11 protein-coding genes and 2 pseudogenes are annotated in these 12,637 nt (G+C 73.4%); 2 read left to right on the top strand and 11 right to left on the bottom strand.

Features of this window, described 5'->3' with window-relative positions:
• Window positions 1–4: 4 nt before the first annotated feature.
• Together HCJ92_RS07520 and HCJ92_RS07525 are read left to right on the top strand one after the other, a co-directional pair.
• A pseudogene (locus HCJ92_RS07520) lies at window positions 5–97 on the top strand (beta-ketoacyl synthase N-terminal-like domain-containing protein); the annotation flags it as partial.
• A gap of 52 nt (window positions 98–149) precedes the next feature.
• Window positions 150–326, top strand: a pseudogene (locus tag HCJ92_RS07525) (helix-turn-helix domain-containing protein); the annotation flags it as partial.
• Window positions 327–562: 236 nt separating this feature from the next.
• On the opposite strand, the gene HCJ92_RS07530 reads toward HCJ92_RS07525, so the two are convergent.
• The 11 genes from HCJ92_RS07530 to HCJ92_RS07580 form a co-directional block, all read right to left on the bottom strand.
• On the bottom strand, window positions 563–1,339 hold the full coding sequence (locus tag HCJ92_RS07530; RefSeq protein WP_167932669.1) for an SDR family oxidoreductase: 777 nt from the start codon (window positions 1,337–1,339) through the stop codon (window positions 563–565).
• A gap of 191 nt (window positions 1,340–1,530) precedes the next feature.
• Entirely contained in the window at window positions 1,531–2,913 is a 1,383-nt protein-coding gene (locus HCJ92_RS07535) for an APC family permease (RefSeq protein ID WP_167932670.1), read from the bottom strand.
• Window positions 2,910–3,872, bottom strand: a complete 963-nt coding sequence (locus HCJ92_RS07540; RefSeq protein WP_167932671.1) for a transketolase family protein — start codon at window positions 3,870–3,872, stop codon at window positions 2,910–2,912. Before HCJ92_RS07540 ends, HCJ92_RS07535 begins: the two co-directional genes overlap by 4 nt.
• On the bottom strand, window positions 3,869–4,771 hold the full coding sequence (locus HCJ92_RS07545; RefSeq protein ID WP_338054066.1) for a 1-deoxy-D-xylulose-5-phosphate synthase N-terminal domain-containing protein: 903 nt from the start codon (window positions 4,769–4,771) through the stop codon (window positions 3,869–3,871). Before HCJ92_RS07545 ends, HCJ92_RS07540 begins: the two co-directional genes overlap by 4 nt.
• Window positions 4,768–6,711, bottom strand: a complete 1,944-nt coding sequence (locus HCJ92_RS07550) for a M20/M25/M40 family metallo-hydrolase (RefSeq protein WP_167932672.1) — start codon at window positions 6,709–6,711, stop codon at window positions 4,768–4,770. The genes HCJ92_RS07545 and HCJ92_RS07550 overlap by 4 nt, the downstream gene beginning before the upstream one ends.
• The gene (gene argC, locus HCJ92_RS07555) at window positions 6,708–7,751 is read right to left on the bottom strand and encodes an N-acetyl-gamma-glutamyl-phosphate reductase (protein WP_167932673.1); all 1,044 of its coding nucleotides are present in this window, start codon (window positions 7,749–7,751) and stop codon (window positions 6,708–6,710) included. Before argC ends, HCJ92_RS07550 begins: the two co-directional genes overlap by 4 nt.
• Window positions 7,744–9,063, bottom strand: coding sequence for a DegT/DnrJ/EryC1/StrS family aminotransferase (locus HCJ92_RS07560; RefSeq protein WP_167932674.1), 1,320 nt, complete (start codon window positions 9,061–9,063; stop codon window positions 7,744–7,746). Before HCJ92_RS07560 ends, argC begins: the two co-directional genes overlap by 8 nt.
• On the bottom strand, window positions 9,060–9,713 hold the full coding sequence (locus tag HCJ92_RS07565) for a degT/DnrJ/EryC1/StrS aminotransferase (RefSeq protein WP_167932675.1): 654 nt from the start codon (window positions 9,711–9,713) through the stop codon (window positions 9,060–9,062). The genes HCJ92_RS07560 and HCJ92_RS07565 overlap by 4 nt, the downstream gene beginning before the upstream one ends.
• Window positions 9,714–10,168: 455 nt before the next feature.
• The gene (locus HCJ92_RS07570) at window positions 10,169–11,053 is read right to left on the bottom strand and encodes a RimK family alpha-L-glutamate ligase (RefSeq protein ID WP_167932676.1); all 885 of its coding nucleotides are present in this window, start codon (window positions 11,051–11,053) and stop codon (window positions 10,169–10,171) included.
• On the bottom strand, window positions 11,050–11,241 hold the full coding sequence (locus tag HCJ92_RS07575) for a lysine biosynthesis protein LysW (protein ID WP_167932677.1): 192 nt from the start codon (window positions 11,239–11,241) through the stop codon (window positions 11,050–11,052). Before HCJ92_RS07575 ends, HCJ92_RS07570 begins: the two co-directional genes overlap by 4 nt.
• A gap of 503 nt (window positions 11,242–11,744) precedes the next feature.
• Entirely contained in the window at window positions 11,745–12,413 is a 669-nt protein-coding gene (locus HCJ92_RS07580; RefSeq protein WP_167932678.1) for a ScbR family autoregulator-binding transcription factor, read from the bottom strand.
• Window positions 12,414–12,637 lie beyond the last annotated feature (224 nt).

Genomic DNA, 12,637 nt, shown 5'->3' on the forward strand with positions numbered 1-12,637 from the left:
GCACCTGGCCTGCCAGGCGCTACGGCAGGGCGACTGCGCGCTCGCGCTCGCCGGCGGCGCCATGGTGATGTCCACGCCGGTGCCGTTCGTGGAGATGAGTCGGCAGAACGGCCGCGCCGCCTTCGCCGGAGCACGACCGGCTCAGCGCCCACGAGGCGCGTATCGCGAGGATGATGCTGGACGGGATGACCAACCGCGAGATGGCGGCGGCTCTGGGGGTCAGCGCCCGCGCGGTGGAACAGCACATCACCCGGATCTACCGGAAGCTCGCCATCGCTCGCCGCGCACAGCTGGCGGTGGCGCTCCACGGTCTACCGGCTGCCTGATCCGACCGCCCGGCGGCCCGGGAAGGGGCCGCCGGTCCGTGGGGCGGCGGCGAGCGGTCGGCCGTGCGGGGCGAGCGGGTGCCGCCCTCGGAGCGTGTGTGAGACCCCGCGTCGGATGCGGTCAGCCGCACGGCGGAGGGGTGCCCTCGTACCGGGTCCTCTTCGGGCGTTCCTGGCCACGCGGCAGATGGCCGTGGCCGGCGTCGCGGGCCCGGCGTGGGGTCTCCCACACGCTCTCAGAGCAGGCCGCGGCCGGCCCCGCCGTCCACCGGCACGACGGCGCCGGTGATCGACCCCGCCCGCTCCGACGCCAGGAAGGCGGCGGTCGCGCCGACCTCCTCCGGCTCCGCCAGCCGCCCGATCGGGATGTCGCGGCACAACCCCTCGACACCACCGTCGAGTTGTTCGGCCCACGCCTGGAGGGTGGGGGTGCGGGTCATGCCCGGTGCGATCACGTTGACGGTGACCGCGCCTTCTCCCGCTGCCGCAAGCTCCTGCACCAGCGACTTTGCGTAGCCGACGACCGCCGGGCGGAAGGTGTTGGAGAGGGCGAGCCCGGGGATGGGCTGACGGGCGGAGAGCGACGTCACGAACAGCAGCCGCCCGTAGCCGTCGCGACGCATGTGCGGCAGCGCCGCCCGGCTGAGGGTGACCGCCGACAGCAGGGTCAGCTCGGCAGCGGTCCGGTAGTCCGGCACGTCGAGACCCTCCGCCCCGCCCTCGGCGGGGCTTCCCGCGTTGGCGACGACCACGTGCGGTCCGCCGAAGCGGTCGGCGGTGCAGGCGACCCACTCCGCCACCGCGGCGTGGTCGGTGACGTCCACGGTGGCACCGTGGACGTCGGCGGGGCCGGCCTCGTCGAGGACCGCCATGGCCTCGCTCAGTCGTTCGGCGGAACGCCCGCAGACCGACACCGTGGCGCCCTCCGCGGCGAGCGCGCGGGCGACAGCGAGTCCGATCCCGCTCGTTCCCGCCGCCACCAGGGCGGTCTTTCCGTTCAGGCCGAGATCCATCGTTCTCTCCTTCGTGCGGGGGAGGCCGGGGACGGCGGTGCGTCCGCCGCAGGGGTTCGGGTGGTGCCGGATGCGGCGCAGTGCGCCACGACGGCGGGGACCGGGCCGGAGGTCTCCGGCCCGGTCGTCCGCGCTCCGGCTGCCGGCGCGGCCGGCGTTCGGGGAGCCCCGGGAGGTGTTCCCGACACGCGCTACCCGGCCGGCTCGGTCACCGTGGCCGGTGTCGAGGCCACCGTGTTCGCGGCGGCCGGAACCGTGGCGGGGCCGGAAGTCGTGCCCGCCGGGCTCGTGGCGGGCTCCGCGGCGGCGGGCGGGTTCACCGGCACGACCCGGCGTCGCCCCGAGGCCGCCCTGGACCAGCCGACGGCGAGGGCGCCGAGGACCAGCGGGAGCAGCAGGAACCAGCCGGAGAAGACGAGCAGCACCGTCATGGCCACCGTGGCGACGAGCGCCCCCCACCACACGGCGCTGAAGCGCGGCAGCAGCCGTACCCCGGCCGCCAGGCCGGCCACGGTGACGGCGATGAAGCAGGCCGCGGCGGCCAGCATGACGTGGGCCAGTTCGGTGCCGGTCGTCAGTGCGAACGTGCAGACCAGCGCGCTGAGCAGGAACAGCAGGGCGAGGCTGCGGCGCGGCACCTCTCCAGGTCGGTGCCCCTTGGCCAGCGGCGCGGGCAGCACCCCGTCCCGGGCGAGAGCCGCACCGAGCCGTGACGCCCCGGCGAGGAAGGCGTTCATGGTGCCGAAGGTGAGGATCATGGCCATGACGGCGGTGACCATCGACGCGGCCGAGCCCGTGCCGGCCTGGAGCAGCAGGGTCAGCGGGGCTTCGGTGCGGGCGAGCTCGGGGCCGAGCACCAGCACGCAGGTAAGGGCCAGTCCGAGGTAGAGCACGCCGATCACGATCAGGGTGGTGATGGTGACGCGCCGCAGGTCACGGGCGGGGTCACGGAACTCGCCGGAGAGGTGGGTGACAGCCTCCCAGCCGGCGAAGGTGAAGAACAGCAGGCTCGCCGCCTGGGCGACGGCGCCCCAGCCGTGGGGGGCGAACGGCGTGAGGTTGTCGGTGCTGGCCTGGGGCAGCGAGGTCACGACCGCGACCAGCAGCAGCACCGCAAGGAGGCCCACCAGCAGCAACTGCAGCCGTCCGGAGAGCCGCAGGCCCACCATGTTGCTGCCGAAGGCCGCCAGGAGCAGCACGGCGGCCACCAGCAGTGCCGCGGTCTGTCCGGCGCCCAGGGTGTGAGCCACGTACTGGCCGCCCACGTAGGCGGTGGCCGGTGCGCCGGCCGGTAGCGCGAAGTAGAACCAGTAGCCGACCGCGCCGGAGGCACGCTGCCCGAACGCCTTGGCGACGAAGGTGGCGACTCCGCCGCTGTCGGGGTAGCGGGCGCCCAGCGCCGCGAAGGTGAAGGCGACGGGTACGCAGAACAGCAGGAGGGCGACCCAGGCGACCAGGGAGGCCGGCCCGGCGGTCGCGGCGGCCAGGGCGGGCAGGGCGAGGATGCCCGCGCCGAGGATTGCCCCGACGTAGATCGCGGTGCCCTGCGCCAACCCGATGCGGTGTGTGCTCATTCCGTGTCCTCCTTGTCCTGCGGGGCGGCCGGCGCGCCGTGGGGCGGCACCTCGTGGGGGGCGAGTGCCGCCCACACCGCAGCCTCGTTGAGGCCCAGTTCGTCCAGTACTTCCTCGTGGCTGCCGCCGTGGACCGGCCAGCTCTCCCCGGCGTTGACCGAGGAGACCTCCCGCCCGGGCAGCAGCAGGGCGAGCGCGGAGGCGATCCCCCCGGCCTGGCGGTGTTCCTCGACGACGACGAACCTGTCGTAGTGGTCGGCGAGTTCGGCGGCGGCACGCTCCAGGTGCGGCTGGTCGAGGTAGCAGAGGTGGGCATGCGGCAGGGCCGGCAGCGAGCGGCGCACCGCGAGGCAGAGCTCCGTCCCTACCTCGCCGACCGAGACGAGGCAGGTGCGATCGGGCTCCGCGCCGTGGACGTCCCAGTTGACGACCGGCGGTTCCGGCCCCACCCACGGCAGGCTCAGCGGGGCGGCGTTGCGACCGGTGCGGATGTAGTGGGGTTCGCCCGTGACCGCCGCCCGGCGGACCACCGCGCGCATCTCGGCCTCCCCGTACGGCGCGGCGACCGTGACGCCCGGGATCGCGCGTACGACGGCGAAGTCCTCCAGGCAGTGGTGGGTGGTGCCGAACCAGCCGCCGGACACCCCGGCGTAGGGCGCGACCACGGTGATGCCCGCGCCCAGGTAGCCGAGGGCCAGCTTCATGCTCTCCGCGGCGCGCAGCACGGCGAACGGGGCGAAGGTGGAGACGAAGGGCCGGTAGCCGCCCTCGGCGAGTCCCGCGGCCATGTCGACCATCGCGCCCTCCGCGATCCCGACGTTGAAGAAGCGGTCGGGGTGATTCACGGCGAAGGGATGGCCCTTGCCCCCGAGGTCGGCCTCCAGGCAGAGGATCCGCGGGTCGTACTCGGCGATCTGTGTCAACTCGTCGCGGTAGGCCGCGCGTCCGGCCAGTGTCATCGCACAATCCTCTTCCAGGCGGCCGCACGGGCGGCGTCGATGGTGACGTAGTGGGAGGCGGCCTTGCCCTCCACGGGGCGCAGGCCCTTGCCCTTGACGGTGTCGGCGACGACGGCGAGGGGCCGGTCGGCGTCCGCCCGATCCGGGTCGAGCAACGCCCGGAGGGCACCGACGTCGTGTCCGTCCACCTCTGCGACCTCGAAGCCGAACGCCTCGAACCGAGCGGCGAGTTGGGGCTGCGGCGAGATGTCGGCGACCATGCCGTCGTTCTGGCCGCCGTTGCGGTCGACGACGACGACCAGGTTCGACACCCGCTGGGCGGCGGCGACCTGGAAGGTCTCCCAGACCAGGCCCTCCTGGAGCTCTCCGTCGCCGAGGACGGCGATCCCCAGACCCAAGCGGCCCGACAGGCGGCGACTCAGCGCCCAGCCCAGCGCGTACGGGGCGCCGTGGCCGAGACTTCCGGTGGGGAACCGGACGCCCTCGACGCTCGGCCCGGGGTGGCCGGTGAAGTGGTGGCTCGCCGCTCCGTAGTGCGGGACCGGGTCAGCGGTGAGGATGCCGGTGGCGTGCAGCGCGGCGTACAGACCAGCGGCAGCGTGGCCCTTGCTCAGGACGACCTCGCTGTCGGGGTCGTCGGCGGTGCGGTCGAGCGCGGCGATCAGGATGTCGGTCACGGAGAGGCTGCCGCCCAGATGACAGCCGGTCGGGGTGGCCGCCATGTCGATGACGGCGCGGCGGGCGGTCAGGGCGCGCTCCCGCAGCACGAGGGTGTGCGGATCGGACGCGTGCGGCGGGGCGGCGGGGGTCGCGGTGGCGGTCCCCCCGCCGGGACGTCCGGCGATCAGTGGGGTGATCAGCGAGGCCGTCCGGGCGGAGCGGTCGACGGCAGTGGTCACGGGGTGCCTCCGGTGGTCGGCAGCGCGGCCTGCTGGTCCGCGCCGGCGAGGGTGAAGTAGGCGGCGACCGCCTCGCGGAGGACGTCGCGTCCCCTGCGGTACTCCGCGGCGCCGATGTGCTCGTCCGCGGTGTGGTCCAGTGCGGAGTCCCCCGGCCCGTAGGCGACCATGGGGACGCCCCGCCAGGTCGTGGCGAGCGTGTTCATGTCCGAGGTCCCCTTCTTCATCAGGAACCTCGGCCTGACGCCCTTCCGGTTCATGGCCCGGCCGAACGCCTTGGCCAGCGGGGTGGACCGCCCGCCGGCGTGGCCGGGGGTGGCCCGCAGGAAGGTGACGGAGACGCCCTCGCCGACCGCGTCGACGGCCGCCTCGCGCAGCACCGCCAGGTCGATCCCCGGGGGGACGCGAAAGTTGAGGACCGCTGTCGCCGACTGGCTCTCCGTGCCGGCCGCGCACGAGAGGTCGATGACGGCGCTCAGCGCTTCCTCCGCCTCCTTCGTCACCGCCGTGCGGATGCGTGCCAGGGACTCGCTGAGGTGGTCGGGGGCGGAGATCGCCTGGAAGCCGGCGGAGTGGCCGCTGCGGACCGTCGCGGTGACCTCCAGTTTGAAGAGGCCGTAGTAGCCGAGGGTCAGCGCCCCGGAGCCGCTGGGCTCCCCCACCACCACGGCCTCGGCCGGGTAGTGGTCACGGACGTGGAAGGCCCCCTTGGAGGAGGAGACCTCCTCCTCCACCGCGCCGACCACCCGCAGGCACCAGCCCTCGGGGACGGCGGTGTCCGCCAGGACGTCCAGGAAGGCGATCAGCGAGCCCTTGGCGTCGACGCTGCCCCGGCCGTGGAGCACGGCGCCCCCGCCCCCGTGGTCCGCGGCGTCGGCGGTCACCGCCCGGTCGTCGGTACCGGCGTCGCCCGCTTCCCAGCGGACGGGCCAGGTGAAGGGGACGGTGTCGGCATGGCCGAGGAGCAGCAGGGTGCGCGGGCCGGCGCCGCGCTCGGCGACGAGGTTGCCTGCCTCGTCCACGCGGGCGGTGATGCCGCGGTCGCGGCACCACCGCACCAGGTAGGCGACGAGTTCGTGCTCGTCGTAGGAGGTCGACGGGATGCCCACCGCCCGGCTGAGCAGCGCGAGGTCCTCCGCCGGTTCGTCACCGCGCCAGAACCGGGTCCAGCCCTCGGGGTCGGCCATGGTGTGCGGGCCGGTGACGGCGACGTCCGCGGTTCCCCGCAGTCCCAGTTCCGCTGCCCTCACCTTCTGTTTCATCCGGCCGCCGGCGTACTGCCCTGCGGTTCCGGGGAAGGCGTCGTGCAGCGTCGTGGACGGGTCGGCGGGGTCGGTGAGGATGCCGGCGGTTCCGGTGACGAGCCGCAAGTGGTCGGCGCCGAGCGCGTTGGAGAGCGTCGCGGCCAGCACGTCGGCGTCGACGTTCAGGTCGCTGCCGCCCTCCGCGTCGCGTACCGGAGGCGAGACGCAGACGACGTCGTAGGCGTCGAGGAGGACGGCGAACCGGTCGGCGTCGACCGCGAGCACCGTGCCCGCCCGGTGGTCGCGGACCACCTTGGAGCGCCCGTCCTCGGTCACCCGCAGCGGCTTGTTGACAGCGCCCGTCACCAGTCCGCCGTCGGAGGCGAGGCCGGTGAGGACGGTCAGACCGTGGGCGGCGAGGCCGCGTTCCACCTCGGGCAGCGTCACCTGCCGGTAGGCGTCGGCGATGTGGGGCATCTCCGCCGGCGGGCAGTAGCGCACCGCATCGCCGTTGCGCAGGGTGAGGGAGGGCATCGTCCGTCCGATGGCCGTGTAGTGGCGCTCGATGCCCTCCGCCCCGCCGGACACGACCAGGACACGGGCGCCCCGGGCGTGGACGGCGGCGATCTCGGCGAAGATCCCGGGGTGGAGCAGCGTGGCGCTGCCGACCTTGACGACGTACAGCGGGCGGCTCACGGGTTCACCGCCGTGAAGGGCAGGGCCGTGGACTCCTCGAAGCCGTACAGCAGGTTCAACGCCTGGACCGCTTGCCCCGAGGCCCCCTTGATGAGGTTGTCGATCGCGGTGACGGCGACGTACTGGTCGCCCCGGACCGCAACGGCGACCTCCGCCATGTTGGAGCCGACGACGCTCTTGAGCATCGGGAAGTCGGCGGGGGTCTTGAGCTGGGATCGTGCCTTGACGAAGGGGCTCTTGGCGTAGGCGGTGCCGTAGGCGCGCTTCACGTCCAGCGGGGTGGTGCCCTCCCGCAGCCGGCCGTAGGCGGAGACCAGGATCCCGCGGGAGACGTCCAGGCTGAAGGTGGAGAACCGGAGGTCGGGTGCGCGACCGGAGAACGTGCGCAGTGCCTGCTCGATCTCCGGTGCGTGGCGGTGCCCGTAGGGCTTGTGGACGCGGAAGTTGCCGATCCGCTCGGCGGGGTGCTCACTCGACTTGTTGCCGCTGCCGCTCGCCCCGGTCTTCGCCTCGACGACCACACCGCCCTCGGCGAGGTCGGCCGCCACCAGTGGCTGGAGCGCGTACAGGGTGGAGACGGCCATGCAGCCGGGGAGGTTGACGAAGCGGATGTCGGCACCGGGCGCCGGCGAGAACTCCGGGACGTAGTAGTGGAACTGCTCGGTCCACTCCCCCGACTCCGGGTAGTGCTGCGCCGCCTGGTCCTGGTCGGTGAGGCGGAAGTCACCGGCGAGGTTGATGACCCGCTCGGCACGCTCCGACAGCTTCGGCATGTGCGGCGGGAGGGCGCCCGTGGGGAGGCAGGCGAACGCCACGTCGACCTCGTCGCACGCCTCCAGCGGGGAGAAGCGCAGCCCAGCGGCGCCGGGATGGTTGCGGATTCCGGGGAGCACCGAGGTGATCGGACGCCCGCTGTACCGCTCGGAGGAGAGGTAGGCGAGTTCGACGCGGGGGTGGCCCAGCAGCAGCCGGATCAGTTCGGCACCGGTGTAGCCACTGGCGCCGAGCACTGCCACGCGTATGCGGTCGTTGTCAGCCAAGGCGGGCCGCCTTCTCGTAGGGCCGAACGTACTCACGCTCGGCGACCAGCTTGCGGATGGCGTCGGGACGGGCGGCGACCTTGCGGAAGGCGTCGGCGTAGCGGCTGACCCGCTCCCACTCGACGGGCGACCGCAGCTCGCGGCAGAGCACCACGGTGCTCTCCAGCATCGCGACGATGGTGGGGAAGTCCGTCGGCGCGTGGTCGCGCACGGCGGCGGGGTTGAGCGTGAACGGGTAGCCGTTGCCGAAGCCGGACCGCTCCCGGAAGGGGAGGTGGCAGGGGATGGGCGTGTTCTGCCACTCGCGGGCCGGGACGCCCTCGGCGGTGAGCAGCTCGTGCACCGCCTCCTTCACGGCCCAGACCGGCAGGTCGCCCAGGTCGACGGCGGCCGGGTCCAGGCCGATCCGGTACATGTTGTAGGCGTGGGTGTGGCCTTCGGGCACGTGCGGCGGTGTGAACAGGCCGGTCTCCCGAAGCGCGGCGGCCAGCAGGGAGGCGTTGCGGGCGCGGATCGCGTCGTAGTACGGCAGCCGCTTCAGCTGGCTGGAACCGAAGGCGCCGGCCACCCAGGACATGCCGTAGTCGATGCCGTGGCGCTCCAGGTAGTCCGCCGCCCGGTCGTACCCCTCGTCGCTGTCGAAGAAGGCGATGCCGCCCTCGCCGCCCAGCGGGAAGTTCTTGTCCGCCATCAGGCTCTGGCCGGCGGCGTCGCCGAAGGAGCCCGCCACCCGGTCGCCGATCTTCGCGGAGTGCGCGTGGGAGGCGTCCTCGACGAGGGCCAGGCCGTGGCGGTCGGCGAGGGCGCGCAGCGCGGGGACGTCGGCGGGCAGGCCGTGGACGTGCACCGGCATCAGCGCCCGGGCGCGGTCGGTGATCGCTGCGGCAGCCGCCTCGGGCGACATGCAGTAGGTCAGCGGGTCGATGTCGACGAACACCGGTATCGCCTTGGCTGCGACGACCGCCTGGGCGGTGGCGATGAAGGTGAAGGCCGGCACGATCACCTCGTCTCCTGGCTGCACGCCTGCGCCGACCAGCGCCAGGTGGAGGCTGGAGGTACCGCTCGCGGTCGGCAGGGCGCGCCGGGCGCCGACGTAGGCGCGGTATTCCTCGGCGAAGCCGTCGACGACCTTGGCGGCGTCGGAGCGCTGCGCCAGCAGCAGGTTGAACACGTCCTCCTTGGTGATCACCGGGAAAATGGTGCGGCGTACCTCTTTGGGGATCATCGCCGCGCCGCCGAACTCCGCGAGCTCCGCGGTGAGATCCGCCGGGTCGGGGAGGGCCAGAGGGGAGGAGGGGAAGTCGGTGATCATCGCGGGGTGTCTCCGGTCTTCTCGGCGGAACGGGTACCGGCCTGGGCGAGGGCCATGCGGGCGCACGCGGCGACCAGCGGGCTGAGCCGGTAGTTGAACTGCACCCCCGGGGCGAGGCCGGGCTCGGCCTCCTCCTGCGTCCACATGGTCCGCAGGTCGAAGGCGCCGAATATCTTGAGGCGTTCGCCCCGGGTCCAGACCCCGGCGTCGTCGGTGAGGACCGCGGCGGCGGGCCCGAATCCCAGCCCGGTGAGGTCCACCACCAGCGTCGGCGCGGTGGCGTCGGCGGCGGCCGAGGCCAGGTCGGCGGCGTTCTCCGGGGTGAGGGTGATCAGGTCGAAGGCCGGCGCCGGCGCCGCGCCGTCGGCGGGCGCGGTGGCGGTGACGCCCACCCAGTCGACGAAGGCGCGGTCGCGGCCGGTGGCCGCCGCGGGCAGCTCGGCGGTGTCGCCGTGGCCGATGTCCTGACCGGTGAGCGCGGCGTGGACGGCGGCGCTCCTGCTGTTGACCAGGATGGCCTTGGAGCGACGGGTGCGCTTGGTCAACAGGCGTTCCAGGGCGGGCAGTTCCCTGTCGTTCTTCTCGATGCTCATCACGACGCCCGAGGTGAGAACCCGGGAGAGGACGAGCGCGGTGTCGAACTGTTCCATGTGGTGTCTCCTCGTTCTGCGAATGGCGCGTCCGGGGGCGGCCCCCGCGCCGCGACCGCACGACGGTGGGCGGACGGGGCACGGAGTGGCCGTCTCCGGCGACCGCGGCGGTCACCGGGCTGGCCCGGCGGTGGCCGGGTCGGTGACCGTCACGCGGTGCGGGCGGGGAGGGCCGGACTGCGGAAGAAGCACCGGCGGGACGGCGCCGGGGCGGACGCCGGACGGCCGTGGTGGCGAGCGGCGATGACGGTGGCGGGAGGGGTGGGTGACGGTCGACGGCGGTGGGTGCGGTTCCGGTGTGCGGTCCGGGCCGCGGCGGTGCGGGACGCCGACGGGCGCAGCGAGAGAGGCGCTTGAGGAGGAGGCTGCGACCGCTGGGTGACTCCGGGGCACGGGCCGGCCGCCGCCCGGCCCCGACGGGGGCGCGGGGTGGGCGACGCCCGGACGGCCCCGTCTCAGTGGGCGAGAACGGCCCGGTCCGCTTCCAGCAGGCCCACGACGTACCGGGCGTAGATCCCGGCGATGTCCACCCCGTGGGTCTCCGAGGAGCGGGCGAACTCCGGGTTGGCGTTGACCTCGATGACGGTGGTCTCGCCGGTGTGGCGGTCCTCCATGAGGTCCACGCCGTAGAAGCCGGGGCCGAGCGCGGTGACGACCCGGTCGCACAGCGCCCGCATGGTGTCGGAGATCTCGACGCGTTCGACCCGCGCGCCGAGGTGGGTGTTGGTGCGCCAGCTCTCCGAGGCCCGGCGGATGGCGACGACGGGTTGCTCCCCGACGACGACGATCCGCAGGTCGTGCCCCGGTTTGTCGACGTACCGCTGCACCAGGACGGGGAACAGCTTCCCCGCCGCGTCGGCGGACTCCCGACCGCCGGTCCAGGCTTCCAACTCGTGCTCGGTGGAGAGACGGGTGACCCCGCGCCCCCAGGATCCCGAGACCGGCTTGACCACCACGGGCCAGCCGAACTCGTGCGCCACCTCCTGTACCTGCTCGTAGGTGTAGGCGTGGCGGGTGTCGGGGTGGGCGATGGCGTGTCGGGCGAACAGCAGGGCCTGCAGGCCCTTGTCGTTGCAGGTCTCGATCGCCGAGGGGGTGTTGAGGGTGGCGATCCCGGCCTGGTCGAGGCGGCGGGCGGTGCCGATGGCCTCCCGGTGGGAGAGGTTGCGCAGCACCGCCAGTCGGGGCCGTGCACCGCGTTCCGAGAGCACCTCGGCCATGTCCGGTTGGAGGACCGGACGGGCCGTCAACCCCTGGTCGCGCAGGGCGTCCAGGAGTCGACGCTCGTCGGGGCGCAGCACGGTCACCGACAGCAGGACGTCGGTGGCTGCGGTCGTCATTCGCCCCAGTCCTCCTCGACCTCGGGGGCCAGGGAGACCTCGTAGCCGGCGGCGGAGGCGGCGGTCAGCTCGTGCTCCTGACCGCAGGTGCCGCACTCCACGATCTCCCCCTTCTCGGAGCCGCCCTCGATGGCGAGCTCGCTGTCGCAGACGAGGCACACCGCGGCCGTTGTGACGGTGGTCGACATGGATCAGCCTTTCCGTTCGGTTTCAGGTGGCGACGTACTCCGCCGGGTCGCCCCGGCCCGGTGGCTCCCGGGCCGCTCTTCCCTGCGGCACTCACGAAGTTACGCTCGGCGACCGGGAGGGCGCACTACGGAAACACGAATCACGCGGCGAAGCCGCAGGTGGGAGAGGGTGGGCGAGGCGCTGCGGCCACGGTCGGGGCAGGGCGGGTGCGGGGGCGACCGCTGCGGTGGGGCGCGAGCGCGCCGGGAGCCGGCCGCGCGACACAGCGACGGCGAGGCGCTCAGACCCCCGCTCGCGCCGCCGGAGAGCCGCCGGTGGCGGCCAGGCCACGGCGAGCCGTGCTCCGCGCCAGGACCTCCCGCCTGCCGGGCCCCGCAGCCCGAAGCAGGGCAGCCCGAAGCAGGTCGGGCAGACGCCGGCCGAGGAACCGGAGGGCACCGGTGAGTACCGGTGAGTACCGGTGAGTACCGAGGAGTACCGGTGAGTACCGAGGAGGCCGGGCTCAGGAGGCGTCGCCCGCTGAGGACCCCGGCGCCGCGGTGCGGGACAGCGCTTCACCGAAGGGGGCGCCAGAAACCGTCAGCGTGGCGAGGACCTCCTCGGAGGCGAGCGCGGGAAGCAGGCAGCACAGCATCTCCTCGATGCGGTCGGGCAGGTCGGACCAGCTGTTCGAGAGTCGCGACATGGTCTGGGTGCCCGTGAACGAGGCGACGATCACCCGAGCGAAGGTGTCCACATCCACCCCGGGCCGCAGTTGGCCCATCTCCCGGGCCGTCTCCAGGCAGGCCGCGAAGCGGGAGGACCACCAGCCGTAGATCGAGTAGTCGAGAAGGTCGGCCTCGCTCTGCTCCACGGCCAGCCGCACTCCGGCGCGGAGGAGCACGTCGGAGCGCATGGTGACGGCGATGTGCTGGCAGAGGTCCACCAGCTGCTGCAGTCCCCGAGCGTCGCCCTCCAGGTCCAACCCGTCGGCCTGACCGATGATCACGGCCCGCGCGAGGTCCTCCTTGGACGCGAAGTGGAAGTACATCGCCCCCGTCGTCACCCCCGCTCGTCGCAGGATCGCGTTGAGCCCGACCCCGTGGTAGCCGCGCTGATCGAACAGCTCTGCGGCTGCAGTGATCAGTGCCCGGCGCGTCCGCTCCGCGCGCTCCTGCCGAACCCGTGCCATCGACCGGCCCCCTGCACCGTGGACAAAGAAAGAGAACACCCTCTATGTTATTCCACGCATGCCACCGCGACACGCTTGGCGCCACGCGCCACTCGTACGTGCCCGACCCGCCCGACCCGCCACGGCTCCCGGTCCCGGCCGCCGGGCACACCCGCCCCGCACCCTCCCCACGGGGTCAGCCGGCGCGGTTCCGTCGCGCGACGGAACCGCCACGCAACCTGCCG

Source organism: Streptomyces spiramenti, from assembly GCF_012034385.1.
Lineage (GTDB): Bacteria > Actinomycetota > Actinomycetes > Streptomycetales > Streptomycetaceae > Streptomyces > Streptomyces spiramenti.

What these genes read in the sequence shown, in the direction of transcription:
- HCJ92_RS07530 (WP_167932669.1), bottom strand. Translation starts at nt 1,339, where the DNA reads ATGGATCTCGGCCTGAACGGAAAGACCGCCCTGGTGGCGGCGGGAACG.
- HCJ92_RS07535 (WP_167932670.1), bottom strand. Translation starts at nt 2,913, where the DNA reads ATGAGCACACACCGCATCGGGTTGGCGCAGGGCACCGCGATCTACGTC.
- HCJ92_RS07540 (WP_167932671.1), bottom strand. Translation starts at nt 3,872, where the DNA reads ATGACACTGGCCGGACGCGCGGCCTACCGCGACGAGTTGACACAGATC.
- HCJ92_RS07560 (WP_167932674.1), bottom strand. Translation starts at nt 9,063, where the DNA reads ATGATCACCGACTTCCCCTCCTCCCCTCTGGCCCTCCCCGACCCGGCG.
- HCJ92_RS07565 (WP_167932675.1), bottom strand. Translation starts at nt 9,713, where the DNA reads ATGGAACAGTTCGACACCGCGCTCGTCCTCTCCCGGGTTCTCACCTCG.
- HCJ92_RS07570 (WP_167932676.1), bottom strand. Translation starts at nt 11,053, where the DNA reads ATGACGACCGCAGCCACCGACGTCCTGCTGTCGGTGACCGTGCTGCGC.
- HCJ92_RS07575 (WP_167932677.1), bottom strand. Translation starts at nt 11,241, where the DNA reads ATGTCGACCACCGTCACAACGGCCGCGGTGTGCCTCGTCTGCGACAGC.
- HCJ92_RS07580 (WP_167932678.1), bottom strand. Translation starts at nt 12,413, where the DNA reads ATGGCACGGGTTCGGCAGGAGCGCGCGGAGCGGACGCGCCGGGCACTG.